At 49.8% G+C, this 22,612-nt stretch carries 20 protein-coding genes; 13 read left to right on the top strand and 7 right to left on the bottom strand.

Annotated features, from left to right (window positions below; all coding sequences use genetic code 11):
• Positions 1-503 precede the first annotated feature (503 nt).
• The 7 genes from aspA (at position 504) to ACE5KN_RS12895 (ending at position 9,561) form a co-directional block, all read left to right on the top strand.
• Positions 504-1,913 (top strand): aspartate ammonia-lyase, encoded by a 1,410-nt coding sequence (gene aspA / locus ACE5KN_RS12925; protein ID WP_375527880.1) that lies wholly within the window; start codon positions 504-506, stop codon positions 1,911-1,913.
• A gap of 244 nt (positions 1,914-2,157) precedes the next feature.
• Entirely contained in the window at positions 2,158-3,138 is a 981-nt protein-coding gene (locus tag ACE5KN_RS12920) for an ABC transporter permease (protein WP_375527879.1), read from the top strand.
• A 46-nt stretch (positions 3,139-3,184) separates the two neighbouring features.
• A complete protein-coding gene (locus tag ACE5KN_RS12915) occupies positions 3,185-4,063 on the top strand; it encodes a carbohydrate ABC transporter permease (RefSeq protein WP_375527878.1) in 879 nt (292 codons plus the stop codon).
• Between the two features lie 30 nt (positions 4,064-4,093).
• On the top strand, positions 4,094-5,611 hold the full coding sequence (locus tag ACE5KN_RS12910) for an extracellular solute-binding protein (protein ID WP_375527877.1): 1,518 nt from the start codon (positions 4,094-4,096) through the stop codon (positions 5,609-5,611).
• Positions 5,612-5,708: 97 nt separating this feature from the next.
• Positions 5,709-8,072 carry a helix-turn-helix domain-containing protein gene (locus ACE5KN_RS12905; RefSeq protein WP_375527876.1) on the top strand — a complete coding sequence of 788 codons (2,364 nt, stop codon included), beginning with the start codon at positions 5,709-5,711 and terminating at the stop codon, positions 8,070-8,072.
• A 171-nt stretch (positions 8,073-8,243) separates the two neighbouring features.
• On the top strand, positions 8,244-8,912 hold the full coding sequence (locus ACE5KN_RS12900) for a hypothetical protein (protein ID WP_375527875.1): 669 nt from the start codon (positions 8,244-8,246) through the stop codon (positions 8,910-8,912).
• A gap of 37 nt (positions 8,913-8,949) precedes the next feature.
• Positions 8,950-9,561, top strand: coding sequence for a restriction endonuclease (locus ACE5KN_RS12895; protein ID WP_375527874.1), 612 nt, complete (start codon positions 8,950-8,952; stop codon positions 9,559-9,561).
• Between the two features lie 184 nt (positions 9,562-9,745).
• Here the strand turns inward: ACE5KN_RS12895 and ACE5KN_RS12890 are convergent, their stop codons facing one another.
• Positions 9,746-9,877, bottom strand: coding sequence for a hypothetical protein (locus ACE5KN_RS12890; protein WP_375527873.1), 132 nt, complete (start codon positions 9,875-9,877; stop codon positions 9,746-9,748).
• 32 nt (positions 9,878-9,909) lie between these two features.
• Complete coding sequence (locus ACE5KN_RS12885; protein WP_375527872.1) at positions 9,910-10,410, bottom strand: hypothetical protein; 501 nt, start codon at positions 10,408-10,410, stop codon at positions 9,910-9,912.
• A 114-nt stretch (positions 10,411-10,524) separates the two neighbouring features.
• On the opposite strand from ACE5KN_RS12885, the gene ACE5KN_RS12880 reads away from it, so the two are divergent.
• Positions 10,525-11,559 carry a DUF1835 domain-containing protein gene (locus tag ACE5KN_RS12880; RefSeq protein WP_375527871.1) on the top strand — a complete coding sequence of 345 codons (1,035 nt, stop codon included), beginning with the start codon at positions 10,525-10,527 and terminating at the stop codon, positions 11,557-11,559.
• Between the two features lie 155 nt (positions 11,560-11,714).
• On the opposite strand, the gene ACE5KN_RS12875 is transcribed toward ACE5KN_RS12880, so the two are convergent.
• Genes ACE5KN_RS12875 through nikA form a run of 5 tightly spaced genes read right to left on the bottom strand, consistent with a single transcriptional unit; the run spans position 11,715 to position 16,624 of the window.
• Positions 11,715-12,476, bottom strand: coding sequence for an ABC transporter ATP-binding protein (locus tag ACE5KN_RS12875; RefSeq protein WP_375527870.1), 762 nt, complete (start codon positions 12,474-12,476; stop codon positions 11,715-11,717).
• Positions 12,473-13,282: an ABC transporter ATP-binding protein gene (locus ACE5KN_RS12870; protein ID WP_375527869.1), complete on the bottom strand. Its 810-nt coding sequence runs from the start codon at positions 13,280-13,282 to the stop codon at positions 12,473-12,475. Before ACE5KN_RS12870 ends, ACE5KN_RS12875 begins: the two co-directional genes overlap by 4 nt.
• A complete protein-coding gene (gene nikC / locus ACE5KN_RS12865) occupies positions 13,279-14,127 on the bottom strand; it encodes a nickel transporter permease (protein WP_375527868.1) in 849 nt (282 codons plus the stop codon). The genes ACE5KN_RS12870 and nikC overlap by 4 nt, the downstream gene beginning before the upstream one ends.
• The gene (nikB, locus tag ACE5KN_RS12860) at positions 14,124-15,071 is read right to left on the bottom strand and encodes a nickel ABC transporter permease (protein WP_375527867.1); all 948 of its coding nucleotides are present in this window, start codon (positions 15,069-15,071) and stop codon (positions 14,124-14,126) included. Before nikB ends, nikC begins: the two co-directional genes overlap by 4 nt.
• On the bottom strand, positions 15,068-16,624 hold the full coding sequence (nikA, locus tag ACE5KN_RS12855; protein WP_375527866.1) for a nickel ABC transporter substrate-binding protein: 1,557 nt from the start codon (positions 16,622-16,624) through the stop codon (positions 15,068-15,070). Before nikA ends, nikB begins: the two co-directional genes overlap by 4 nt.
• Positions 16,625-16,821: 197 nt before the next feature.
• On the opposite strand from nikA, the gene ACE5KN_RS12850 reads away from it, so the two are divergent.
• The 5 genes from ACE5KN_RS12850 to ACE5KN_RS12830 all read left to right on the top strand — a co-directional run bounded on the left by ACE5KN_RS12850 (position 16,822) and on the right by ACE5KN_RS12830 (position 22,477).
• A complete protein-coding gene (locus ACE5KN_RS12850) occupies positions 16,822-18,501 on the top strand; it encodes a spore germination protein (protein WP_375527865.1) in 1,680 nt (559 codons plus the stop codon).
• A 34-nt stretch (positions 18,502-18,535) separates the two neighbouring features.
• Positions 18,536-19,642: a GerAB/ArcD/ProY family transporter gene (locus ACE5KN_RS12845; protein ID WP_375527864.1), complete on the top strand. Its 1,107-nt coding sequence runs from the start codon at positions 18,536-18,538 to the stop codon at positions 19,640-19,642.
• Positions 19,629-20,822, top strand: a complete 1,194-nt coding sequence (locus tag ACE5KN_RS12840) for a Ger(x)C family spore germination protein (RefSeq protein ID WP_375527863.1) — start codon at positions 19,629-19,631, stop codon at positions 20,820-20,822. Before ACE5KN_RS12845 ends, ACE5KN_RS12840 begins: the two co-directional genes overlap by 14 nt.
• A gap of 135 nt (positions 20,823-20,957) precedes the next feature.
• On the top strand, positions 20,958-21,809 hold the full coding sequence (locus ACE5KN_RS12835; protein ID WP_375527862.1) for a metallophosphoesterase family protein: 852 nt from the start codon (positions 20,958-20,960) through the stop codon (positions 21,807-21,809).
• Positions 21,810-21,874: 65 nt separating this feature from the next.
• Positions 21,875-22,477: a glycerol-3-phosphate responsive antiterminator gene (locus ACE5KN_RS12830; protein ID WP_375527861.1), complete on the top strand. Its 603-nt coding sequence runs from the start codon at positions 21,875-21,877 to the stop codon at positions 22,475-22,477.
• Positions 22,478-22,612: the final 135 nt, after the last annotated feature.

The following is a 22,612-nucleotide window of genomic DNA, read 5'->3' as shown; positions in this document are numbered from 1 at the left end:
ATAGCCTTATCCCTTCTATATAATGACGGAGAGGGCTATTTTTTTAAGAAGAGGCCTGCGTATCTTTGGTGAGGACAAAGGAGAGCACTCCAATTAAATGTTGAAAAGTGACCCTGCTCGAGATATTCAACATTTCTCCTTTCCTACATGTACAAAATTGAAAAATAGCCTCCATAGGGGGCTATTTTAGTTTATAGGATGAACTTTGGTTTCCGTATACAAGCTGATCAATGAAATTCATGGGCTCGGCATCACAGCCAATCTGAAAAAGATATCGTTATGCCATCTTCATAATGCAATTTTGGTATCCTGTTGGAACGGAGAGTCATGGTTTTGAATTTCCGTATGCAAAAAACTTGTCGGGTTGTCCTTGCCTATTGTTATAACTCGTGATAATTGACTGGAAATCTGCTGCACGGGAACCGTATAATGAGTGAGGACACGAAAAGGAAAGTTGTACCGGGAAAATTGAAATACGAGTACACACAGCGGAGGAATGAAGGATGAGGCTGGAACATGACTTTTTAGGCACAAAAGAGGTACCGGATGACGCTTATTATGGCGTACAGACGATGAGAGCTGCGGAAAACTTCCCCATCACGGGACAGCGTCTGCACCCTGAGCTGATCAAGGCTATGGCAATCGTGAAAAAGGCGGCCGCAACGGTCAATATGGAGCTTACCCGCCTGCATCGGCCGAAGGGAGAAGCAATCATCAAGGCGGCTGAAGAAGTGATTAACGGCCAGTGGTATGACCACTTCATCGTGGACCCGATCCAGGGTGGGGCGGGAACGTCCATTAATATGAATACAAATGAGGTAATTGCAAACCGTGCGCTTGAGCTGATGGGATTGTCCAAAGGGGATTATAAAGAGCTCAGCCCCAACAACCATGTGAATATGGCACAGTCGACGAATGATTCCTTTCCGACTGCGGTCCATATTGCGACATTGGCGATGTTGGACAAACTGCTTAACACGATGAACGAGCTGCGTGATGCGTTCCAGCGCAAAGCACAGGAGTTTGACGGTGTAATTAAAATGGGCCGCACGCATCTGCAGGATGCGGTTCCCATCCGGCTGGGCCAGGAGTTTGATGCGTATGCGCGCGTGCTGGGCCGCGACATCCAGCGGGTCGCCGCGACACGCGAGCATCTGCTGAGCATTAATATGGGAGCAACAGCAGTAGGAACGGGATTGAATGCGGACCGCCGTTATATCAAGCGTGTTGCCGAGGTGCTGTCGGAGATCAGCGGTTTTCCGCTGCATGCCGACGAGCATTTGGTGGATGCAACGCAGAATACGGATGCCTATACAGAGGTGTCTGCGTCCCTTAAAATCTGCATGATGAATATGTCCAAGGTGGCGAATGATATCCGGCTCATGGCCTCCGGTCCGCGAGCCGGCTTTGGCGAGCTGCTGCTGCCAGCACGGCAGCCAGGCTCATCCATCATGCCAGGCAAGGTGAATCCGGTTATCCCTGAGGTCATTAACCAAATTGCGTTTCAGGTCATTGGCAACGATAACACGATCTGTCTTGCTTCCGAGGCAGGCCAGCTAGAGCTCAACGTCATGGAGCCGGTGCTGGTATACAATCTGCTGCAGTCGCTGGAGATTATGAACCAGGGCTTCACGGTGTTCCGGGTGCACTGCATCGAAGGCATCCAGGCCAACGTGGAACGCTGCCGGGAGTATGTGGAGAACAGTGTCGGCATCATTACGGCGCTCAATCCGCACCTTGGCTATGAAGTGGTGTCCCGCATTGCACGCGAAGCCATCACGACAGGCAAATCCGTTCGGGAGCTGGTCCTGCTGTATAACGTGCTGACAGAAGAAGAGCTTGATATTATTCTTGACCCATTCCAGATGACCAAGCCAGGCATCGCCGGCGAGGAGCTGCTGGAAAGGGAATAGATTGGATAGGTAGGCTGTTTCCCATACCGTTTCAAAAGAAGTTCATGTATAAACCGATCATTGAATGATAAGTTCAGTGATCGGTTTATTTTACGTACTGGGCAAGAAAAATCAATGCCCGGAAATCGCCGCGCAAGAATGAGTTATTGCCGGAAATTGAGCACGAATGTATGTTAACCATATGATTTTGAAAGCGCATCCAAACAGATGCCGGACTAAGTTAAAACTATAAGGAGGGGCGATCATGGAAGTCCGAGCAGATAAGACCTCCGGCAGCGCCCGAGCGGGAAACTCTCATGCTAGTGGGGCAAACTCGCGCTTTGGCCTTGCCTTGGCGGGTCTCAGGAGGGACAGGTACTTATATTTGCTTGCACTGCCGGGAATTTTGTATTTCATTATTTTCAAGTATGTGCCGATGTGGGGGATCATCATTGCGTTTCAGGATTATTCTCCTTACCAGGGAGTCTTGAACAGTCCGTGGGTCGGATTCGAACATTTTATCCGCTTTTTCTCGAATCCGGATTTCCTGATGCTGTTTCGCAATACGATGGCGATCAATTTGCTCAATTTGATTTTTTTCTTTCCATTGCCGATTTTGCTGGCTGTTCTGCTAAACGAAATTCGCGTATCTTCCTATAAGAAAATCGTGCAGTCGATCATTTATTTGCCGCATTTTCTGTCATGGGTCATCATCGTGGGCATAACCTTCCTTCTTTTATCTACGGGGGACGGAGTGATTAATAAGCTGTTGGTCAGCTTTGGCTTGGAAAAAATCGATTTTTTGACGGAAAGCCATTATTTCTGGGGGCTGCTGACAGTGCAGTCGATCTGGAAGGATGCCGGGTGGGGAACGATTATATTCCTTGCCGCGATCGCGGGCGTTGATCCGCAGCTGTACGAAGCGGCGAAGATGGACGGGGCGAACCGGATCAGACAGATCTGGCATGTAACACTGCCGGCCATCCGTCCGGTCATTGTCATCCTGCTCATTTTGCGGATCGGTCATATGATGGATGTTGGTTTTGAACAGGTTTTTCTGATGATGAATGGAGCCGTATCCGGGGTGGCTGACGTGTTCGATACATATGTCTACCGCCTGGGCATCAAGCAGGGGCAGTTCAGCTTCAGCACAGCCGTTGGTTTATTTAAATCTATCGTTGGTCTGCTGCTCGTCATCGGCGCAAACCGGCTTGCCAAGAAATTCGGAGAAGAAGGTGTCTACTAACTATGTCTAAACCATATTTAGTGATCCAGGCTGGAGGTGAAATCTGTTGCGAGAAAGTTTGGGAGACCGCCTGTTTGGCATTGTGAATGCCCTCGTCCTTGGTTTGGTCAGTCTGATTACGTTTTTTCCGTTCTATTATGTCTTTATCGTGTCGTTTACCGATCCCTCAGAGTATATCCGGCGCGGACTTGTCCTGTTTCCGGAGAAGTGGAGCCTGGCCTCTTATGAATATTTGCTGTCCACGAACGCCTTTTTGCGGGCAACGGGCAACAGCGCCTTCCTGGCGATCGTGGGCACAGCGCTCAGTCTGATCGTCACCTCGGGGCTTTCGTATGCTCTATCCCGTAAAAGGCTGCAGGGCAGACGCTTGATACTGCTGGCGATTCTGCTCACGACGTTGTTTAATCCCGGCATCATACCACCGTATTTGCTGGTACGTGATTTGCATTTGATCAACAGCACCTGGTCGCTCATTCTGCCTGTGCTGACAAGCGGCTGGTACGTGCTGCTGATGAAAGGCTTTTTCGACAGCATCCCGGCGAGTTTGGAAGAGGCGGCGCGCATCGACGGGTGCAATGACTTTAGCGTCTGGGTCCGGGTAATCCTGCCTCTTTCGCTGCCGTCCATGGCCGCATTTGGTTTATTTTACGCGGTCGCTTATTGGAATACTTTTTTTAACGCATTGCTCTATATTAACGATTTTTCCAAACAACCGCTGCAGGTGCTGCTTCAGAATATGCTGATTGATGCGTCTACAGCAGCAGGCGGATCGGCAGCAGCCGAGATGATGTCGGAACAGCGCATTCCGCCTGAGACGCTGAAGATGGCTGCAGTCGTGATCGCAACGGTGCCGATCCTGCTCGTGTATCCTTTTTTGCAGAAGCATTTTGCCAAAGGTGCGATGGTCGGTTCCGTTAAGGAATAAAAAAAGTGACGTTCATTTGGAGGGAAAAGCATGTTCAAATATTTCTCTTGGAAATCCGCGCGGAACATCATCTCCAGCTTACTCATCCTTGCTTTACTGGCCGGCTGCGGTGGTAACGGCGGTGAATCCGGAGCTGGCGACGGAATGTTAAATGTGGATATCATGTCGGTGTATTATACGCCCGAACCGCCAGGTGAAGACAATGTCATCGTAGAAGAAATCGGCAAGCGGACGAATACAAAGCTGAATATTACGTGGGTGTCGCCCAATAACTATGGAGATAAGGTTAACGTCACCTTGGCTTCAGGCGATATTCCCGACTTGATGCTGGTTGATAACGCGTTTACCGCACAGGTGCGCATGATGGTGGAGCAGGGGGCATTTTGGGATTTAACGCCGTATATCCAGGACTATCCGAATTTGATGAAGTTCCCGAAGGAAGCGTGGATCAACACAAAGCAGGCGGACGGGAAAAACTACGGCATCCCGCGTGTTCGTCCGGTCGATGGCGGTAACTTCATTTACATCCGCAAGGATTGGCTGGATAAGCTTGGTCTTGAAGTTCCGAAGACAACCGATGAATTGTATACGGTACTGAAGGCTTTTGTGGAACAAGATCCTGATGGAAATGGCAAGGCGGATACCATCGGTTATGCCGGGTATGTTGACCAATCCAGCATGGGTACTTTAAACGCGCTGCAGTACGCTTTTGTTCATAATAACGGAGATTGGAAGCTTGTGGATGGCAAGCTGGTCAATATCAATTTGCTTCCGGAAATGAGAGATGCGCTGGAATGGCTAAACAAAGCCTACACAGAGAAGCTTATCCCTGAGGATCTGGCGACGCTGAAAAACTCGCAGGCAAAGGATATGCTGAAGGCTGGCCGCGCAGGCGGGTTCCAGGATACGGTTGAGGCTGCATGGGAGCCGACCGAAGAGCTTCGCAAAACAGATCCGCAGGCCGATTTTGAGCCGCTGGTTTCCCTGAACGGGTATGTCAATCGTGATGCCGGATTTTTCGGCATGTTCGCCATCCCAAAAACCGTGCCGGAAGAGAAGATGAAAAAGCTGCTTGAACTGATGGACTATGGTGCGTCCGAAGAAGGCAGCGATCTGGCAAACTATGGCCTTAAGGATGTGCACTATACCGAAGAGAACGGCATCAAGGTGCCGACTGAGCAAGCCAAAACCGATATCGTCGCCCAGCAGGCCTTAGGCCAAATTTTCCTCAAGTATGATAAATACATGCGGGCTTACCGATCGGGGATGCCTGACGATGTGCTGGAGCGGAATAAAAAAATTGTTGATGAACGAGCGAAAATCAGCGTACCTGATCTCGCGGCAGGTCTTTATTCCGAAACAAGCACGAGGGTTGGCAATGAGCTGCAGAAAAGCATTCAGGATATGAAAACAAAAATAATTTTGGGTAAGTTGCCGATTAGCGAATGGGATAATTTCGTGAATGAGCTTAAGAGCAATCCGGATCTGCTTAAAATGACGGAGGAAATAAACGCAGCTTATCAGCAGCGCACAGCGAGCATAAAATAACAGGCAAAAACCCTCTTTTTCACGCTTCTCAAAAGAGGGTTTTTGCCGTGGATGAATGAATTTCATATATTGATAAGGTACTGCGAGGGGGAATAGGATGAAGCATTTATTTGCCCGCATACGGAAAACGGGGTTTTTGCTGCCTGCCGTGAAAGGCCAATTTTTCCGTAAAAGCCTGCTGCTTATGCTCGGCATTACTTGCTTGCCAACCATTATCATGGGATGTTTATTTTACATATTTGGAAGCGCTAACATCAAAGAGGAAGTCACCTATTCCAATGAAGCGCTGCTGCAGAACGCTTTGAACCGGATGGAGGAGGACTTAAACCAGCTTGAGCTGACAGCTGTGCAGTGGGCGTATGATCCCCGGTTTGACGGCAGCCTGCGGAATATCGATCTCAAGGAGGAATACAGCACTACCCAGGAATTGTACCGTACCTTGGTTGGCATGAAAGGATTTAATCCGTTTATCGATCAGGTCCACCTCTACCTCGACGGACCTTATCCGCAGATTGTATCTGATCAGGACGGCATTGAGGCCGTTAACGGCTACGAAGATAAAGCCGTGTATCGCGCGGTCATCGACAGCAAAAATAAAAGCTCCTTCTGGCTGAACGGCTTTCCTCGCATCAATCAACACGACAACCATGAGGTTGTGCTTGCCCAAAAGGTGCCGGGCGTGGGAGAACCGTACGGCCTTTTAGTCTTTTATTTAAACAGAGACAAGCTAGTGGAGATGGTCCGGGAACTGTCGCTTGGCAAATCAGGCCATTCATTCATTTTCGATGAACAGGGCAATTTCGTCGTTACGGACAAAGGGGCCGGGCTGCCGGAAGGATCGCCGTTTGAGACTGCATTAAGCGAGCAAATTAGACGGCAGCAAACAAACGAGAGCGGAACGTTTCTTTATGAATGGGAGAACAGGACCTATACCGTCACATATGGGGATTTTTCCAAGCTGGGTTTGGACTGGACTTATGTAACCGCCACTTCGCTTTCCTCGTTGACGGCACCTGTCCAATTGTTGTCGAAGATTATTATCGTCATCAGCCTATGCGGTTTTGTCCTGGCGCTGCTTCTGTCCTGGCTGGCTTCCAAACGAATGTATTCCCCCATCTCCAGGCTGGTCAGCTTATTCCGGGACAACAGGCGCCCGAGCGAGCCAAACCCGGATGAGATTGGCTTTCTCGAGAATGAGTGGCGCCATCTCTATGAAGAAAGCCATGAACTGCGGGATAAGCTGGAGAAAGCGCGGCCCGGGCTGCGCTCCAGCTTTCTGCTGCATTTGATTCAGGGGCATTACTATTATTTGAATGAGGATGAGCTGCGCGAGAGGATGAGCGGTTTTGGCTGGACCGTGAACAACAAAGGTTTTCTGCTGCTTTTGTTTCAGGTGACAGGCCTTGGCCGGCAGCAGGGACGATTTGAGGAAAACGACGTGCAGCTTGTTTCCTTTGCGGCTGAGAATTTGGCGCAAGAGCTAACGGCCGGGCTTGGCGAAGAAGCGGACACGATCAATTTCCAGGATATGTCTGTCGGTATTCTGCTCTCCTTCAATAAAGAGGAGCCTGAAGAAACGGTTCGCAGCAGAATTTTTCATCTCGTGAACTCACTTGCGCAAGCGTCGAGCGCCGTTTTGAAATTTCATAGCACCATTCTGATCGGGAGGCCGATGATGAGGATTACGGATATTCCCGGATCACTCCAGCAGCTTCGGCAGGTCGTGCGTTACCGTGAAGTCCGGCAGGGGAATCAGATTTTATCTTTGGAAGAGCTGCTGCCAGGCTTAACCGGAGAGACGGTTCCTTATCCGTTTTCGGCCGAAAAGGAAGTTACACAGGCGATCCGTATGGGGCTTAAGGATGAAGTATGCGATGCGATTCAATCTTTCATGGAGACACTTGTCAGGGAAGGAAACAAGGAGATGCTCATTCAGGATGGAGCCGTTCAGCTGCTGGGCAGCATTCAGCATGCGATTCTGGAAGCGGGGTATCACCCCCGCACCCTATATGGCGATGACGATTTGTACGGGGAGCTTCGTCGGCTTCGCGAGCCTGATCAAATCACGTCATGGCTGAAGCACAGGATTGTTGAGCCTTACTGCGAGACATTGGAGAGAGAGCAAACATTGCATCTCCGGCGCCTTGTAGAGCGGGCGATGGACTATATGAAATTGACGTTCGATTCCGAGCTGTCGCTTGAACGGTGTGCGGAGCATCTGGGAACTAGCCCTTTTACGCTGAGCAAAGCTTTTAAACAAGTCACTGGCAGCAATTATATTGATTTCCTTATGCGGTTAAAGATTGATAAGGCAAAGGAAATGCTAGTCGGAACAGACATGATGGTAAATGAAATCGCACAGCAGATCGGCTATCGCCCTTCTTATTTGAACCGGCTGTTCAAGAAGCTGGAGGGCATCACCCCCGGACAATACCGGGAGCAAGTGATGAGGAAAGAATAGGAGATATGGAAAAAAGGAATGTCTCATTAGATAGTACAATGTGTCCCCGTCTAATCAGACGGGGTATATTTTTTCTTGCTTATGGTAATAGAGCTATACCTTAGTTACAATAAAAAAATATGAGATTATTAAAAGCAGCCATGCAAAATTACAGTGGGAGGGGAAAATCGTTTGCAGTTAATTAAATGGCCCTGGCTCCTCGCGATTGCGGTCGTGATTGGATCAGTTATGGGATTTATAGGTGACGACCCGGGAATGACCGGTGGTGGAACTTCCTTAAAGCCCATGGTCTGGGCGCTCTGCGCAGCGGCCGTAATCCAGATCATCAACCTTGCTTACACCGTCTATGTTGTTAAGCTTATGAAGGATCATACCAAGATTGAAAAGGTGTTGAAGCAGGCTGAAAATCCTTATTTCAGAATGATCTTTTACTTAGTCAATGGTGATTTGGAAACGGCAGCCCGCGAGCAGGAGAAGGTTAAAGGCACGCAAATGCAGCTTATGACCAAGATTCAGCTTGACCTGGAGAGAAGGGATATGGCTGAGGCGGAGCGTATCGCCGATCAGATCAAGCATTCCAATATCCGCCATTATTCCAAAGCGCTGATTGCCATCTATAAAAGAGACTGGGATGACTTCGAGGCACAGAAAGCGCAGTTGAAGCAGCAGGTCCTCATCCATGCACTGGAGGCGGAGGCTGCCTTCCGCAAGGGGGAGCATGATCAAGCCGAGAAGTATGGAGACCTTGCCATCGAAGGAGCCAACGGGCTTCAGCGTTACATCCTGATCAAGTCACGGGAGCGGAAGAAGAACAGCCCGATGCGTGAAACCTATTTTTAAGGGCGTATCGTTTGGAAAAACAGAAAGGTAACAGAACATGGACATCATACATACCTATTTAACACCATTGACAGCATGGATTATAGGGCTGCTCATTTTGACGGCGTTCGTCGTTGGATGGATACGCCGCCGAAGGACACGTGTGCTGCGTGAGCTCAATCCGCGCAAAATTACAATGAAGGACATCGACCGGATGGAGGACGGCTCCGAATTTGAAACTTACTTGTATCGTTTGTTTACCGAACTGGGCTATGAAGAGGTGTACAAGACGACAGGCAGCCGTGATTTCGGGGCGGATCTTGTGTTCACCGACCGCAGTGGACTGCGGAATGTGGTGCAGGCGAAGCGTTATGGGATGCAGAGTCCGGTCGGCTTGGGAGCCGTTCAGGAGATTTATGCCTCCATGAATTATTACCGGGCGCACAAGTCTATTGTCATTACTTCCGGCAGATATACCGAATCCTGCGCTATTTTGGCCGGCGCCAACGGGGTTACTTTGCTGGATCGCGAGGATCTGGAGGAGATTATCACTTTGTTCAAAGGGCGGAGAACGGAGAAAGCCATGGACATTATAGAGCGCGAGCCGGAGCCGTTTACAGGCGGCTGGAAGGGGGACAAGCTTCGCAAAGGTGACAAGAAACACGGATGAAAAGATGCAATCCTTTCAAACGGCAAAAGTTTTGCCGAAATTCGATTTTTAAGTGGAATTTTAGTTTCTCTTCATATTGCCTTAATCTACAGGTATTATAGTTTTAATTAATAACCCCCTTTATATAGATGCTTGACCCTGCTGAGTTTTAGCAGGGTCCTTTTTTTTGGAATCCAATATCCGCTTAGCCCAGCAAGGCTGCTAGAACAAAGATGAGCAGACTTGCACCGAATACGGTCAGCAGCGCCTTTACCTTTTTGACATGGGTTGTCCCGGAATGATAAGCAGCGGTATCCCTGCACAACCAATAAAGCAAAAGAACGTCCCATAGAGTGCGAAATCCGTATTTTAAGATATTAGAAAGTATAAACTTCTTGGATTAATCCTCCTAATATCGCAAGAAAAACTTCCGCTAAACGCGGTCTGGCTTCTGTGAATTACGTCGATAGACGTTTTTCTTATGTACGATGCCATCATGGATACATCTCCTTCACTGCCGTAGACCTCGTAAATGCCGGGGATGGATATCATGGCATTGATGTTGCGGCATACTCCATTAGCGAAATAGAACAGGGCAAGCCACCAGCCCCATTGGCGTCCAAGCCAGAGACCGATCCCTGCGGCGACGCCAAGCACTCCGAGAAAAGCGACGGCTCCCTGAACTACCCATCCTGACACGCCGAGCAGGGGAGACAACTCACTGAAACGGCTGAACAAAGCCGCTTGGGTAATCAGCAGTATCGCTCCGCCGATCGCCAAAAGAGCGGAAAGCAGCTTCACACTGATCGGCGTATCCGATGAATGCTCCAGATATGCGTCTGTTTCTTGTTTGCTGTAATGTTGGGTCAATCGTGCTCCTCCTTATGTGTAAAAGACTTTATATACTTTTATCGGAGGAATTGTCGTAAACTTAAGCGAAATATTGAGTAACAGGGAAAATAACCAAATTCAGGAGGTGGCAGCTTGCAGGATTTTATAGAAAAATGGGGCTATTTGGAGGAAGGAGAAAGCCGCAGCCTGTTGAGGCATTTGGTCGAAGAAATTCAGGGTGCCGCTAGGCACGATGAGAAAAAGAAGTACACGGCTGAGGAAATCCTTGATCTACTTGACTCGCGGCTGGCTTACGAGAGGAATTTGCAAAGAGAGTGGGAAGAGCAGGAAAAAAACGTACATATCATGTTCAGCCAGTCGGATGCCGGCTCTATGAAGGTTACGTTAAGCAATTTGGGTAAACGACAGGCAAGCAAGGTGCTTGCCTTTAACGATATATTTTCAGTCGGTCCGATTTATCAGCTGCATACTGAAGAAGGACAACGAAGCAGAGCAGATTGGATGCAGAATCGGGTGAATCATTATATTTTTAATCAAATGCATAATAGGGAGCACCAAATCGCTCCAATGATGAAGACCTTGGTCAATATAGCGGAGCACAAGTCCATTTTCATCTGGTGTGCCAACAATGCCCATGATCAGACGGGACTCCGGTTTGCCGCATATCTTTTAAGAAACCGGAAGCAGCCGATTCATGTCATCAATGTGTCGGAAGCGTACCGGAGGCAGTTTGGTGGTGATGATGCAGAAATTCCTTATTTTCAAGGCCAGATCGAGCTGGATCAATTTCAAGAAATCATCCGCGATTTTGAACAGACCCAACCTTTGAGCAGCGAGGCAAGAAAACAGTATGAGGCGGAGTGGCTTGAATTGTCCAGCCAGGAGCACTGTCTCCGTTTGCTGCGCAACGGCCAAATTGTTGGAGTGCCTGAGGATGAGCTGGATGGCATGATCATGGAAATTTTAACAGCGCTTCAGAGCACAGAAGCTGAAGAAGACGGTTATGTTCCGGCCGGACAATTGAGTTTGCATTTTTACAACCAAATTAATCAGTTGATAGACTATGATTTCCTGAGTTACCGGGTATGGAGTTTGATAAGCGATGGCCAAATCAGCTTTAAAGGCCTTCCCGTGGGGTGGCATACTTTTTCCATTAGAAGACCATAAGGTACATAGCTTCAAAATTATAAAAACTCAGAAGAGGCTGTCCCCGAATTTCTTCCGTTTAATAATAATGAAACAAAATTCGGGGGCAACATCGATTAAAGGAATGCTTCGTTCCCGGAGCGTCCCACAGCAGACAGCGGGGAGCCTATATATACTTAAAAAATCGAGATCAGCTCTTTGGTGTATGGATGACGGTCTTCCTGAAATAGATGATCCCGGTCGAACTGATCAACGAGTCTGCCTTCCTTCATAACAAGAACACGCTGGCTCATTTGGTGCACAGCGGCAAGGTCATGCGAGATAAAGAGATAGGACAGATTCAGATGAGTGCGCAGAGATGTCAAGAGGTCCAGCACTGTCCCTTGGGAGATCACGTCAAGGCTGGCCGTAGGCTCGTCCAGCACAATGATGTCCGGCTCAATACCGATGGCCCTGGCAATGGTTACACGCTGACGCTGGCCGCCGCTCAGCTCATGCGGGTAACGGTCGGCGAGAGAGGCCGGCAGCTCAACAGCCTCGAGCAGCTGCCTGATATAAGCGGCTTTGGAAGTATACGTGAAATGCTTCAATTTTAGCTGATGGTTGAACTGTTCGTAAGGGTCTATCAGGGAGTCTTTGATTCTCAGCTTCGGATTGAGCGCAGCGGACGCATTCTGAAACACAATCTGCATATGCTTGCGGTAAGGCCTCAGCTTGCGTTCATTAAGGTGCTCTAGCGGCTGCCCATTCAGCACAATGGAGCCGCTGTTGATGGTTTCAATACGCAGCAGGCAGCGGGCCAATGTGCTCTTGCCGCAGCCGCTTTCTCCCACAAGTCCCAGACATTCTCCCTTATCAAGGTGAAAAGAAAACCCGTTCACCGCAGTTTTGCTCTCCCGGTAGGATTTGGTCAGACGATCTACAACCAAGAGGCTCATCGTTGCCCCACCTCCATCAGACCGGAAGATAAGTTACTGTCGGGTACAGGTAATACAGGCACTGCCTGTATGAGCCTCCGGGTATAGTCATGCTGCGGGTGTTCCAGTATATGCTGCTTGCTGCCGGATTCGACAATTTTTCCTTCTTTCATAACAGCGATACGCTGGGCATAACGTCTGACATGACGCCAGTCATGAGTAATGAAGAGGATGGCGCAGCCCGTTTGGCGCTGTTTGTCAGCAAGCAGCTGCAGAATGCGGTGACCAGAGACACTGTCCAGCGCTGTCGTGATTTCATCCGCAATCAACAGCTTGGGCGACAGCAGGAGCGCGATGGCAATTGACGCACGCTGCAGCTGCCCCCCGCTCAACTGGAACGGGTAACGGGAGAGGAGCTGGCCGTCCAGCCCCACCGATTCGAGCGCCTCCATGGCCTGCTGCTTGCGTACTCCGGCTGAAGCAACACCATGCGCCTTCTGATACTCTTCAAAATGCTGGCCGATGGTTCGGAACGGAGTGAAGGAGCCTTGGTAATCCTGAAAGACATATGCCAGTGCGCTGCCGCGTAAGGATCGTGCACGCGATGGAGGCAGTCTCAGCAAATCCAGCCCCTGAAAAAAAATTCGACCGTGCGCTGCCAGATTAGGCGGCAGCATTTGCCCGATGGCCTGCGAGAGCAGACTTTTTCCGCTGCCGCTTTGGCCTACAAGAGCGAACCACTCTTCCTTGCGAATAGAAAGCGTTACCTCATGAACAAGTGCTTTCTCCCGGCTGCGAACGGATAGCTGCTCAATAGATAAGATCAAAAATGAACCTCCTTTTTTACATCGAAACGGTCGCGCAAATAATCCCCCAGCATATTGGCAAGCAGGACCACCACGACGATCGCCAGACCCGGATAGATCATTAGTAAGGGTTTGGATTGAAAATATGGCCGGGAATCGTTCAGCATCGCCCCCCATTCGGCAAGCGGCGGCTGTACACCAAGCCCGATGTAAGAAAAGGCGGAAATCAGCAGAATGATTTTGCCGAGATCGAGACTGGCCAGTACAAGCACATTGCCTACAATATGGGGCAAAAGATGCTTGCGCATGATACTGGCGGGAGACAAGCCATTAATGCGGGCAATCAGCACGTACTCCTTCTGTGATTCAGCCAGGACCGTGCTGCGTACTAACCGGGCGTAGCTGACCCATTTTACGGTGACGATGGCCAGCACCAAATTGCCGATTCCCGCACCGAGCAGACCACTGAGCACAATCGCAACGATGGTGTCCGGGAAGGCAAGAAAGCTATCTGCAATACGCATGAGAATCCGATCGGTCCAGCCGCGGAAGTAACCGGAGATCAGGCCGAACGGAACTCCGATCATCAGCGCTGCCGTCAAGGCAAGCAGGCTGTAGCCCAGCGTCTGCCGGCCGCCCAGCAGCAGCCGGGTTAATACGTCACGCCCCAGATGATCGGTACCGAGCGGATGCTGCAGGCTGGTATCCTGCAGCCGGCTGCTCAGGTCGGTCAGTGTCGGGTCGTGCCGCAGATATACGAAGGCATACAGGGCTGCAGCCACCGCCAGCAGCACAAACAGAAGCGCAATGGCAGCTTGCCAGGTGTACTTCTGTCTGCCCATACGACAAAGAGACTGAGTTCTCATGGCCGCGCCTCCTTTTCTTTCAGCTTCATTTCCGGATTCAGATAACGGTAAGACAGATCGACAGCCGTATTCACCACAAACACAAAGGCAGCCATAATAAGAATGTACCCCTGAATCAACGGGTAATCCCGCTGTCTGACCGCGTCCACAACAAGTTTGCCTATACCCGGATAAGCGAATAACACCTCAACAACCACCACACCGCCGATCAGGCTGCCGAGACTGACACCGAATACGGTAATGACCGGCGGAAGGCTGTGCCGGAACGCATGTTTCACAAAGATGCGCCGTTCGGACAGGCCGCGTGATCTCGCTGCGCGAATGAATTCCTGGCTCAGCGAATCGAGCAGACTGGAGCGAAGCAGCCGCACATACACGCCTGAGATGGCAAGTCCGAGCGTCAGGGATGGCAGAAGCAGGGACTGGAATCCGTCCCTGCCCATGGTCGGCAGCCAGTTGAGCCGCACGCCAAACAGGTCGATGAAGATCAGGCCCAGCCAGAAGCTGGGAACAGCCGCACCGATAATGGACAAAATTCTGCTGATCTGATCAATCCAGCTATTGCGGTACAATGCCGCCAGCGAACCGAGCGGAACCGATACCGCCAGCATGATGAGCAGCGCGCCTGCGGTTAATTCCAGTGTGGTGGGCAGCCCCGTCAAAACCATCTCCATAACCGGCTGGCCTGTAACATAGGACTGCCCAAAATCGAGCCGTACAAAATCAAACAGCCAAACACCGTACTGTACGAGCAGCGGTTTGTTGAAGCCCATTTCCTCGCGCAGGGCCTCTACCTGTTCCTGGCTTACGGACAACTCATCCACATTCAGTATCGTGAGTGCCGGGTCGCCGGGCGCAAGGCGAATAAACAGAAAACTGATAAACGTGATAAACAACATAAACAGGAGCACTTCCGCAAATCTGCGGGTCAGAATCCGAATCATTTTTTCACATCCAGCTTATTGGTCATCATGTAGTACTCGCTTCTTGTCGTCACCCAGTTGGCAATCTTGTTCTCATTGTAGGCAACGATGGTTGAAGGATGAAGCACGAAGGAGTTGACTACGTTTCTGTGCACATAATTTGCCGCCTTTTCAGCCAGCACGGCCCGCTGCCCGGGCTCAACGGTGCGGTTAAGCTCGTCAATGATTGCTGTCAGCTCTTCTTCATAAGCCCCGCTAAAGTTAAGCGCTCCTGTCGGGTGATAGGTGGCGTTCAGATAATAACCGGCGTCCCCGCGTGGCGCTGTCAGGTTGCTGTAGGTCGCCAGATCCCAGTCGCGGTTGGTGGCCATATATTCCTCAGGGGTATCAATCTGCTGAATTTGCACATCAATCCCGATCCGCTTGGCATCGGATTGAAATACCTGAGCAATCAGCGGCAGATCAGCCCTGGCGGAGTAAGTCAGCAGTGTCAACTGCAAAGGTTTCCCATTTTTCTGCATAATGCCGTTCTGAATTGTGTAACCTGCTTTCTTCAAATACTGCGCTGCCGCCTCGGGACCATTCTCCAGCCTGCTGTCTTCATATTTGGGAGCAAACGGCAGGGAAGGCAGGAACGGGCCAATGGCAGGCTCGCCATATCCGATCAAGATCGTATCCACAATTTCCTGGCGGTCAATCAGTGCATCCATGGCGCGGCGCACGTTGAGGTCCTTCATGCTCTCCCGTTCCATGTTCATGGTAAGCTGATGCACTCGGAAAGTAGCTGTCGATTCGACTTTGATCCCTTCCACGGCATCAAGCGACTGCAGACTCTCGACCTCCGGGCGGTACACAATATCGACCTGCCCGGATTTGAGCGCGAGGGAACGGGCATTGGCATCTTCATTGAACGCGAAGGTTACGGAATCCAACGGAGAAGCCCCGTCCCAATATTCATCGTAACGCTCCACCTCCAGCTTGCTTCCGGGCGTAAAAGCCTTGAGTTTGAAAGGGCCGGTGCCGACCGGGTGATTGACGATATCCGGTGCAGTTACATCGATGATGGAGACATTCGGATTGACCAGCTCGGATGCAAATTCAGGGAAGGGCTGAGCCGTGGTAATCTTCAGCGTATGTCCGTCCGCCACGATCGTGTCAATTTTCAGTGCATTCCGGATGGCTGCGCTCTCCTTGAGCGCCCGTTCCAGAGAGGCTTTGACAGCTTCACCTGTCATGCTTTTGCCGTTCTGAAAGGTGACGTCATCCCGCAGTCTGATTGTCCAATGCTGCCCGTCTGGGCTTTCCCAGCTTTCAGCCAGCCAGGGCGCAACGGTTAGATTATCTTCATCCAGCCTGACCAGCGTTTCCGTTATACCGGCTCTAAGCGGAACGTAGCTGGAGTCCACATGCGGATCCAGCGAACTGGTGGAGAAATTGTACAAGAAGCTGATATGCTTGCGGACCGAGGCGTCTTCCCTGCTTGGCTCAGCATGCCCGCATGCGCTTAACAGGCTGATGCAAACCAACAGAGAAATTAGGGCCAGTACGGATTTGTTTCGGTTCGAAGTAAACAAAATATGGGGTCCTCCTGATATGTAATAATTACGATTAGAATGTTATCGTAATTATTACGTTTTGGCAATACCCTGAAGACGTTTAAAATCTCTGCGTCTTGATCCGGTCCGTCACCATTTTCTAGGAATGTTTAAGGATAAGGTTGGTAAAAATACCTTCTGACTTAAATCATCTTGAAGATTGTGAGGAGATACTTTTGTGGTCCGTTATACGCTCATTCATTCCGGATTGGGCCATTCTGCTGCAGGCAGTTGTCCTTCTCTCCATCCCTCTGCTCTTCTTGACAGCAACCAAACGGCTGCAGCCATACTTAAATACAGGCCGGTCCGGTTCAATTGCCAAAAGCTCCAAACAGGCCAACGATCATCAAGATAAAGGTAATTCCTGGGGCGAGCTCCCCCTTACAGGGAAATATGATATGGACCTGAACACCGTTAGAGCTACATTCGCTCAGAGTTCTGACGTGCGCATTCGGGAATTTGTCATCCGGGGAACAACCATACGTGCGGCTCTCCTGTATGTTGACGGCCTGTTCAACAGCGATCTGATCGATACGCACTTAATCACGCCATTGATGAAAGACGGCCTTGCTTCGCTGAAGAGTGAACAGTTTGAACATTGGGCGAGCCCAGAGATAAAAAAATACATCGTGACCCATCTCCTTCCGGTTACTGAGATCAGTGAGGCAGCATCGCTGCCGGATTTGGCACGGGCGGTTCTGGGCGGACAAAACGGTCTCATGATTGATGGAATGAAGGGGGCCATTCTTGTAGGCTCTGCCAAAGGCAAAAGCAGAAATACGGAAGAGCCCTTGTCTGAAATTCTTCTGCGCGGGCCGCGCAGCGGATTTACGGAAAAGATAGGCGATAATACCGGTTTGCTGAGAATGCAAGGACAAAACGATGCTCTGTTCCTGCAAAAATTCCAGATTGGAAATGTCGTGAAAAAGGACTTGATCATAGCTCATATGAAAGGCATCGCTGATCCTGGGCTGGTAGCGGAAGTAGAGGCAAGGGTGCGCAGCATTGAGATTGATGATCCCCTTGAATCTGGTTACATTGAGCAGTTGATTGAAGACAATATACTAAGTCCATTTCAACAGCTGCAAAATACGGAAAGGCCTGACCGTGTCATCAGCGCACTGCTTGAAGGCCGGGTGGCCATACTGCTCGACGGGACTCCTGTTGCATTGATCCTGCCGGCAACGTTCAGTATGCTGCTGCAGTCTCCGGAGGATTATTATGAACGATGGATTCCAGGGTCTTTTGTTCGGCTGCTTCGTTTCTTCGCCGCCTTCCTGGCGTTTCTGGCTCCTGCGCTCTATATCTCTTTTATCTCTTTTCACCCTGGGCTTATCCCCACCAAACTCGCAATTACGATTATTGAGACGAGAAAGGGAGTGCCTTTTCCATCCATTATAGAAGCGTTGATCATGGAGGTATCCATTGAAATTTTGCGGGAAGCCGGTATCCGTCTTCCCAGGCCGATTGGTCCGGCGATGGGCATCGTGGGCGGCCTGATCATTGGCGAAGCAGCTGTACAGGCGGGGATCGTGAGTCAATTTCTGGTCATTGTAGTAGCCATAACAGCCATCTCCTCGTTTGCTATCCCGGTTTACAGCGCGGGTCTCACGCTGCGAATTTTTCGTTTTGCCGCCATGTTCAGTGCAGCCATCTTTGGCTTGTTCGGGGTAGTTATGTTTTTTTTGCTGATTTGCAGCCATCTCGTCCGGTTGAAAAGCTTTGGAGTGCCTTACGTAACCCCGATGGTCCCTTACAGGCCGAGTGACTGGAAGGACTTGTTTATTCGTGTCCCGTTCAAATGGATGAAAAAGCGTCCGCTTATGTTGAATCCGAAAGACCGGGTGCGCCGGTAAAACAGGAATTTTTCGAGGAGAGAGGTGTTGCAGGATGAGCCGGAACAAAGATCAGATCACGACAGCACAAGCTGCCGTTATCATTATCAATTACATGCTGGGCGCCGGCATTCTGACACTTCCCCGCACGACCGTGGAGGCTGTTAAAACCCCGGACGTATGGATTTCTATTCTCATATCCGGGATGCTCGTGATGATCGCAGGTTTTATTATCGTAAAGCTGTGCAGCAAATTTCCCGGAAAAACCATATTTCAATTTGCCCAAGAGATTACCGGAAAATGGATTTCCTTTATTCTCGGAACAGCGATTATCATATTCTTTCTGACGATTTGTGCTTTTGAAACCAGAATTATGGCTGAAGTTACAGGTCTTTACTTGCTGGAGGGAACGCCGAAGTGGGCTATTGTGCTGGTGTTCATGTGGATCGGATTTTATTTAATTATGGGGGGTATCAATTCTATTTCCCGCCTTTACGAAATCATACTGCCGATTACGCTGGTCTTTTTTTTAACCGCAATTTTTTTAAGCAGCAGCATTTTTGACACTGATAATCTCCGTCCGGTGCTGGGCTCGGGAATCATGCCGGTCTTCAATGGTTTGAAGCCTACGCTGCTTGCCTTCACGGGTTACGAGAGCATGCTTGTGGTTATGGCCTTTATGAGTACTCCCCGCAAGGGGGGAAAGGCTATGATCGCCGGTATCCTGACGTCTCTGGTCATTTATCTGATCACATTGATTATGACAGTCGGAGGTTTATCTGTTGATGGAGTAAAGACAAAAACCTGGCCTACGCTGGATTTAATGCGGAGCTTTGAAATGGAAGGGCTTATCTTTGAGCGATTCGAATCGCTGCTGCTGGTCATATGGATCATGCAGATGTTCTCGACCTATACGTTTACGCATTATGCAGCCTCTCTAGGATGCGCTCAGCTTTTGCGGAAGAAAATAACGCCATTTCGGCTCATCATGCTTCCTGTTATTTATATCTTTGCCATGGTTCCCCAGTCCCTGGATCAGGTATTCAAGCTCGGAGATTTCATCGGCAACGCCTCCATTTATTTATTTGGCGCCGTTCCTTTGCTGCTGCTAATGCTGAGCATCATACGAAAGAAAGGGATCCGACTTAATGATCAGTCATAGCAAAAAAATAGGGTGTGTGGTTATGTCCATACTGTTGCTGTTTATGACAGGCTGCTGGAGCAGCAACGAGATTGAAGATTTGAGTGTCTATGTAGGATTGGGATTTGATTCGGTTCAGAAAAATAAGCAATCCAATAATCAGAACCACGATTTTCCCAAAAGAGACGCACTTACAGTCACAGTTCAGCTTGTTCCGCAGGCGGGAGGGAAGAAAGAAGGCACGTCGAGCGGTTCGGCTTCTGAAACGGGCTTCCTCAATGAGCAGATGACTGGAGACTCGATCATACAAATTTTCCGTCAATTTGCTTTACGCAATGACCGGCCGCTGATCGGCCATCATCTGAAGATCATTGTGGTTTCAAGTAAATTATCGAAGAAGTATAGCATGGAGCAGATGCTTGACTTTATTCTCCGTGATAATGATATCAGACCGAGCTGTCTTGTAGTTGTAAGCCACCAAAAAGCTTCGGATGCATTAAACGCGGTTGAATCCGGAGAGATCCCGGCTTTTTATTTAAGAGGACTTGTCGACAACCGTTTCCGCAGCAACAAAATCTTGCCCGAAATGACTCTGGCCAAATTGGACGCACTAATGGAGTCGGGCTCCAGCTTTCTTTTGCAAAATGTGGTCACGAACGTTAAAGGAGAGCCCAGATTTTCGGGGGCGGGAGTTTATCAAGGGAAGACAAAAAAATGGATTGGAGAACTAGAGGAAACGGATTTGGAAGGGTTATCCTGGATCATGGGGGGAAGCCGGGGAGGGGCATTGAAAACTTACGCGCCAAAAGGCGGATACACGATAACCTATGAAATAAAAAACGTTAAAAGCCGGATTATTCCTAAAGTGCAAGGGAATGAAATATCGTTTCATGTCCAGATCGAATCGGAAGGGCGTCTCATGGAAGACTGGAGTGCGCCTGAAATTCCTTCAACGACCAAGTATCTTCATGAATTGGAGGAGCAATTTGAGGAAGCTGCCGGTAAGCAGATACAGCAGGTGCTGAACAAGATGCAGAATATTTATCATGTGGATGTTGGAGGATTTCGCGACCAGCTGCGTATTAAACATCCCCGATTGTGGGAAAAGCTCAAGAAGGATTGGGATAAAACCTTTAGCCAGATTCATATTACCTATGATGTTAAGATGAAAATTACGGAGTTTGGGTCAACGACCGAATAGGAACAATGTAGAAGCCGAAAGCTCCGTTAAGCCTGAAGTATACCTTTTTACATACATTTCATCTAATTTCTATTCCCAATTTACAAAACCTGCCTATAATCGGGGATAACTTCATACCCGGGAGGAGACAAACCGATGAAACTGGTTCTGATGGGAGACCTGCATTATCATGATGCGGACGCGCATGTTCAGGAATGGGTAGAGGCAAGAGAAAAGTTTTATGAGGCCGTTATTGGCCGTTTTTTGGAGCTTGAGGCGGATGCACATATTTCGCTGGGGGATTTGACCAACTTCGGGACACCAAGCGAGCTGGAGGATGTATATCAGTGGATTAGAAACCATGACAGAACCTTCTATCATGTGCTTGGCAATCACGATGTGTATGGCCAGCCGAAGCATGATGTGCTCGATTTTACCGGACAAGCCCGCTATCATGCGGTAATGACGGATGAAGCCATGCTGGTGTTTTTGGATACGGCGCGTGAAATGGATTTTGAGGATTGGAGCGGCTGGGTGGATGACGAACAATTGCACTGGCTGGAGGAAATGGTGAAGCTGTCCGGCAGCAAGCCGCTGCTCGTGTTCGCTCATCATCCTGTTTATGATACAACCGCAGGCTCGGCGGCCGATAAAGGATCGATTCATCCGGATGTGGATCTGTGGGCCGTTTTAAGCCAAAAGGAAGGTATAGGGCTGTACTTCAACGGACATACACATGTGGACTCCATCGCCCGCAGAGACCAATGGACGTTCGTCCAGCTGTCAGCCTGCCTGGATTCGCGGTCTTTTCGGATAGTAGACATTGAGGGCGGAGAAATCAGGGTTGCGGCGGTGGATATGAACGAGCCGGAGTTGGGAGAGCATGCTGCCGTTTTGCACAGACATATGAAGCATTTTCGTCCGACCCCGGGCGCATGTGGAGCGGATGCGGATCGCGGTTGCATTGTGGCGATTGCTGCATCCCCTACTACAGTCCAGCCTCTATAAAGTTGCAAGCGGGCGGCCGACAGCCGCCCTTTTTTCAAAGTTTAACTCAACGGGGGGAACGGTCAATGGCGAACAGCAAGCAGGCATTTTTGGACAGACTGGCCCATTTGGGAGTCATCGCAGCGATCAAGGAACCAAAGCACTTCGAAACAGCGCTGGGACTGAAGGAGCAATTAAGCGGAGTCTTTCTCATGACCGGCAATATCGGAGTGATCAAGCGTTACACGGACTTGTTCCACGAGCATGATCTGCCTGTATTTCTGCATCTTGAAAAGATTGGCGGGCTCTGCACCGATGCCTACGGTCTTGACTATCTGGCCAAAACAGTGAGGCCAACCGGTGTCGTCACGACGAAAACAAGTGTGGTCAAGACGGCGCAAAAGCTGGGGCTCATCACCATTCAGCGCTTTTTTCTGGTGGATACGGAAGGACTGGACAATATTGCGAAAAGCATCGAGTCAGTTAGACCGGATATTATCGAGGTTATGCCTGCACGCATTCCGGAAATGATCGGCCGGGTAAAGGAAATGACGAATATTCCCATCATCACCGGGGGACTTCTTTATGAGTGGGAGCATGCGGAGGCCTGCTTCCGGCAGGGTACAACGGCTGTGTCGTCCTCCAAGCCGGAGCTGTGGCGGCGCCCGGCACACATGCCGTCAAAGTAAACATAATGTTAATACAGTCCAAACACACGTTTTACAAAACCCCGTTACAATGGGGACAAGTGAATAACAAACGGTTGGAGCTGAGGAGAAACCTTATCAGACCGGCGGCGCATCAGCCACCGGTTTGTATAAGGT

Origin of the sequence: Paenibacillus terreus (assembly GCF_042138595.1) — a bacterium.
GTDB classification, from domain to species: domain Bacteria; phylum Bacillota; class Bacilli; order Paenibacillales; family Paenibacillaceae; genus Paenibacillus; species Paenibacillus terreus.
Note: the sequence above shows the minus strand (reverse complement) of the source record. Positions and strands in the feature narration are given on the sequence as shown.

Coding starts and splice junctions, on each gene's coding strand:
- ACE5KN_RS12895 (WP_375527874.1), top strand. CDS start 8,950: ATGGACATCATACATACCTATTTAACACCATTGACAGCATGGATTATA.
- ACE5KN_RS12830 (WP_375527861.1), top strand. CDS start 21,875: ATGGCGAACAGCAAGCAGGCATTTTTGGACAGACTGGCCCATTTGGGA.
- ACE5KN_RS12910 (WP_375527877.1), top strand. CDS start 4,094: ATGTTCAAATATTTCTCTTGGAAATCCGCGCGGAACATCATCTCCAGC.
- ACE5KN_RS12840 (WP_375527863.1), top strand. CDS start 19,629: ATGATCAGTCATAGCAAAAAAATAGGGTGTGTGGTTATGTCCATACTG.
- nikC (WP_375527868.1), bottom strand. CDS start 14,127: ATGAGAACTCAGTCTCTTTGTCGTATGGGCAGACAGAAGTACACCTGG.
- ACE5KN_RS12905 (WP_375527876.1), top strand. CDS start 5,709: ATGAAGCATTTATTTGCCCGCATACGGAAAACGGGGTTTTTGCTGCCT.
- ACE5KN_RS12845 (WP_375527864.1), top strand. CDS start 18,536: ATGAGCCGGAACAAAGATCAGATCACGACAGCACAAGCTGCCGTTATC.
- nikB (WP_375527867.1), bottom strand. CDS start 15,071: ATGATTCGGATTCTGACCCGCAGATTTGCGGAAGTGCTCCTGTTTATG.
- aspA (WP_375527880.1), top strand. CDS start 504: ATGAGGCTGGAACATGACTTTTTAGGCACAAAAGAGGTACCGGATGAC.
- ACE5KN_RS12835 (WP_375527862.1), top strand. CDS start 20,958: ATGAAACTGGTTCTGATGGGAGACCTGCATTATCATGATGCGGACGCG.
- ACE5KN_RS12920 (WP_375527879.1), top strand. CDS start 2,158: ATGGAAGTCCGAGCAGATAAGACCTCCGGCAGCGCCCGAGCGGGAAAC.
- ACE5KN_RS12875 (WP_375527870.1), bottom strand. CDS start 12,476: ATGAGCCTCTTGGTTGTAGATCGTCTGACCAAATCCTACCGGGAGAGC.